General features: G+C 73.4%; 4 protein-coding genes. 3 read left to right on the plus strand and 1 reads right to left on the minus strand.

The genetic code is table 11. From position 1 onward, the window contains the following. Window positions 1-819 (minus strand): ROK family transcriptional regulator (locus ACWGE1_RS40330; protein ID WP_453425447.1); only part of this gene is annotated, 819 nt, incomplete at its 3' end. A 62-nt stretch (window positions 820-881) separates the two neighbouring features. Between ACWGE1_RS40330 and ACWGE1_RS40335 the strand changes: the two genes are divergently transcribed. The 3 genes from ACWGE1_RS40335 to ACWGE1_RS40345 all read left to right on the plus strand — a co-directional run. Further along, a complete protein-coding gene (locus ACWGE1_RS40335; RefSeq protein WP_453425448.1) occupies window positions 882-2,129 on the plus strand; it encodes an MFS transporter in 1,248 nt (415 codons plus the stop codon). Between the two features lie 106 nt (window positions 2,130-2,235). Then, a complete protein-coding gene (locus ACWGE1_RS40340; RefSeq protein ID WP_453425449.1) occupies window positions 2,236-3,630 on the plus strand; it encodes a uracil-xanthine permease family protein in 1,395 nt (464 codons plus the stop codon). 75 nt (window positions 3,631-3,705) lie between these two features. Beyond that, window positions 3,706-4,312, plus strand: a 607-nt coding sequence (locus ACWGE1_RS40345; protein ID WP_453425450.1) for a DUF5995 family protein, incomplete at its 3' end; no start/stop codon positions are given.

The raw sequence follows: 4,312 nt of genomic DNA on the forward strand, positions 1-4,312 counted from the left end.
CCGCGGGGAACGGTCTGCGGGCCCGACGAGGGCGTGGAAGCCACCCCCGCAGTCCGCGGCCGACGGCAGGCCCCCCGTACCCGGCACGGGGAGGAAGCCGATCTCGCCCGCCCCGCCGGAGGCTCCCCGGCGCAGCCGGCCGTCCAGGACCACGGCCGCGCCCACGCCCGCGCCGAGCCACAGCAGGACGAAGGAGTCCAGGTCGCGGGCGATGCCCAGGCGCTGCTCGGCGAGGGCGGCCAGGTTGGTCTCGTTCTCGACGACGACCACGGCGGGCAGGCTCCGCTGCAGGGCGGTGACCAGGTCCCGGTGCCAGGCCGGCAGGCCGGAGGTGTCGCGGAGTTCGCCGGTGGCCGGGGCGACCAGGCCCGGGGCGCCCATGACGACGGTGTGCAGCTCCGTGGCGCCGGCTTCGCGCGCGGTGCGCAGCAGGGCCGCCACCGCGTTCTCGGGGGCGCCGACGGGCAGGGCGGCTTCGGCCAGGGGGCGGCCGAGTAGGTCGGTGACGACTGCGGTGACCCGGTCGGTGCGCACGTCCAGGGCGGCCAGGTGGGCGCGGTCGGCGACGATCCCGTAGAGCTTGGCGTTGGGGCCGCGGCGCTGTTCGCCGGATTCGCCGGCAATTTCGATGAGCCCGGCTCCGGTGAGCCGGTCGACGAGGTCGGCCACGGAGGGGCGGGAGAGGCCGGTCATGGTTTTGAGCTGGTTGGCCGTCAGCGGCCCGGATTCCTGGAGGAGTTGCAGGGCGAGACGGTCGTTGATGGCGCGGGCCGTACTGGGCGAGGCGGGGGACGGCACCGGGGTGGGGGCAGGAGTCACGGCGCCCATCCTAGGGTCGAGGCCGTTATCTATTAGGCAGGGTCCCTGATAGTTTAATTCCCATGACCGGGGACACCGACCTCAGCCCGGCGCGCCTGCGCCATGCCCGCTACGCCATCGCCACCGTCTTCTGCATCCACGGCGCCGTCACCGGCTCCTTCGCCACCCGTATCCCCTGGATCCAGGAGCACGCCCAGCTCGGCCCGGGCACCCTGGGACTGGCCCTCGCCTTCCCCGCCCTCGGCGCGGCCCTCGCGATGCCGCTCGCCGGCCGGATCAACCACTGGCTCGGCGCCCGCGCCGCGCTGCGGGCGCTGCTCTCGCTGTGGACCCTCTCGCTGATCCTGCCGAGCCTCGCTCCCGGTCTGCCCGCCCTCTGTTTCGTGCTCTTCGTCTACGGAGCCACCGCCGGCATGTCGGACGTGGCGATGAACGCGCTGGGCGTGGAGACGGAGAACCGGCTGGGCCGCTCGATCATGTCCTCGCTGCACGGCATGTGGAGCGTGGGCGCCCTGCTCGGCTCGGCCGCGGGTACCGTCGCCGCGCACGCCGGGGCCGACGCCCGGCTGCACCACCTGGTCGCCGCGCTGGTCCTCACGGTGTGCGGGTTGTTCGCCGTACAGGGCGTGCTGGACCTGAGGGCCGACGAGGAGGCGCAGGCGCCTCCGCACTTCGCGCTGCCCCCGAAGTCCGCGCTGCTGATCGGGGCCGTCGGATTCTGCGCGGTCTTCGCCGAGGGCGCGAGTCTGGACTGGTCGGCGGTCTATCTGCGGGACGTCCTGCACACGGACGCGGGTCTCGCGGCCGCCTCCACCACCGCCTTCGCGCTCACCATGGCCGTGGCCCGGCTGGTCGGCGACCGGGTGGTGGACCGGTTCGGGGCGGTGCGCACGGTCCGGGCGGGCGGCGTGGTGGCCACCGCGGGCGGGCTGCTCGTGGTCGGGGTCCGGCATCCGGCGGGGGCGCTGGCCGGGTTCGGGTTGATCGGGCTCGGCATCGCGGTGGTGGTCCCGCTGGCCTTCGCGGCGGCGGGGCGCAGCGGGCCGAACCCGGCGCAGGCCATCGCCGGTGTCGCGACGATCACGTACACGTCGGGGCTGATCGCCCCGTCGGCGATCGGCGCGGTGGCGGACGCGACCTCGCTGGTGGTGTCCTTCGGGCTGGTCACCCTGCTGGCGTTCGCGCTGATCGCGGGTGCCGCGGTACTGCGCCAGGGGCCGCCGGTGGGGCAGGCTGGGGGCGATGTCGGCGGGGTCACCGCGAAGACCGGCCCCACCGACCTGGACGAACCTGCGCAAACTCGGCCGTAACATGTCGACCGGCTGTCGACCGGCCGCAGCAGCACGCACTGCGTGGGCTGCGGCCTCGCCGGGTGAGCGGCCGGAGCAGTGATCTTCCGGAGAAGAGGAGTGGAACATGGGCCTCGGCGTGGGCTGGACCCTGCACGGAGACGGGCGGACTCCCGCCCCCGGCGCGGTGGTCCGGCCGGAGGAGCGGCTGTCGTGGCCGCGGACCGCCGGGCTGGGTGCCCAGCACGTCGTGGCGATGTTCGGCGCGAGTTTCGTCGCTCCGGTCCTGATGGGCCTGGACCCGAACCTGGCCATCATGATGTCCGGCGTCGCGACGGTCGTCTTCCTCCTCGCGACGCGCGGCCGGGTCCCGTCCTACCTGGGCTGCTCGCTGTCGTTCGTCGGTGTCGCGGCGGCCATCCGGGCCTCGGGCGGGGACAGCGCGGTGGTCACGGGCGCCTGCTTCGTCGTCGGCGTGGCGCTGTTCCTGGCCGGTCTGGCTGTGCAGCGCTTCGGCGCCCGCGTCATCCACACGGCGATGCCGCCCATCGTGACGGGCGCGGTCGTGATGCTGATCGGCTTCAACCTGGCTCCGGTGACGGCGAGCACGTACTGGCCGCAGGACCAGTGGACGGCACTGCTGACCATGCTGTTCACCGGTTTCGCCGTGGTCTGCCTGCGCGGCTTCTGGTCCCGCATCGCGATCTTCCTCGGGCTGCTCTTCGGGTACGGCATCTCCTGGCTCTTCGACCTGCTCTTCGGCAAGATCCACTCGACGGTGGGCGGTGAGGCGGCCGTCGACCACTGGCGGCTCGACCTCTCCGCGGTCGCGAAGGCCGACTGGATCGGGCTGCCGTCCTTCCACGCGCCGGCCTTCGAGTGGTCGGCGATCCCGATCGCGCTGCCCGTGGTGATCGCGCTGATCGCCGAGAACGCCGGGCACATCAAGGCCGTGGGCGAGATGACCGGCGACCCGCTCGACGACAAGCTGGGCACGGCCATCGCGGCGGACGGCGCGGCGTCCATGCTGTCCACGGCGGTCGGCGGCCCGCCGAACACCACGTACTCCGAGAACATCGGCGTCATGGCGGCCACCCGGGTCTACTCGACGGCGGCCTACTGGGCGGCCGCCGGCTTCGCGCTGCTCTTCGGGCTGTGCCCCAAGTTCGGCGCGGTCGTCGCCGCGATCCCGGGCGGGGTGCTCGGCGGCATCACCGTCATCCTGTACGGCATGATCGGCCTGCTCGGCGCCCAGATCTGGATCAACGGCCGGGTGGACCTGCGCAATCCGCTGAACCTGGTGCCGGCCGCGGCGGGCATCATCATCGGCGTCGGCGGCGTGACGCTGCAGATCACCGACACCTTCGAGCTGGGCGGCATCGCACTGGGCACGATCGTGGTGATCACCGGCTACCACGCACTGCGGTTCCTCGCGCCCGCGCACCTCAAGCAGGGGCCCCTGCTCGACTCGGGCACCTCCTCCTACGACGACCCCGGGGAAGGTCAGGACAAGCCCCGTTGACGGGGTTTCGCCCGAACCGGGGAAGCGTACGGCCAAGTTCCCCGGATCCGGGTCGGCGCCTGCGACGCTGCCCCCATGGAAGCGGTGCTGGCGCGGATGCGCGCCCTGGAGGAGCGGCTCCCGCCGCAGGACGGTGTCGCCGTCTTCAACCGGGTCTACCTGACGGTGACGGAGACCCTGCACGGGCGGATCGAGCACGGCGGGTTCGCGGCACCGCGGCGGGCGCAGACGCTCAGCGTGCGGTTCGCGGAGCGGTACCTGACGGCGGTGGAGGCGGACCGGGCCCCGGCCTGCTGGCGCCCCCTGCTGCAGTACCGCCGCCATCCCGGGATCCGGCCGCTCCAGCACGCGCTGGCCGGGATCAACGCGCACATCGGCCACGACCTGGCGCTCGCCGTGGTGTCCACGTGCGGTGAGCTGGATTGCGAACCGCGGGCCCTGGAGGCGGACTTCGACCGGGTCGGCGACACGCTGGTCTCGCTGGAGGAGCACATCCGGGAGGACCTCATGCCGGGCCCGGACCTGCTGGAGATCGCCGACCCGCTGACCCACCTGGTCGGCTCGTGGAGCCTGGAGCGCGCCCGCGCCGGGGCCTGGTCGGCGGCCCGGCTGCTGTGGACGCTGCGCCGGGCACCGGAACTGGCCGAGGAGTTCGCGGACTCCCTCGACGCGGGCGTGGGCC

It is taken from the genome of Streptomyces sp. NPDC054932 (genome assembly GCF_053610205.1).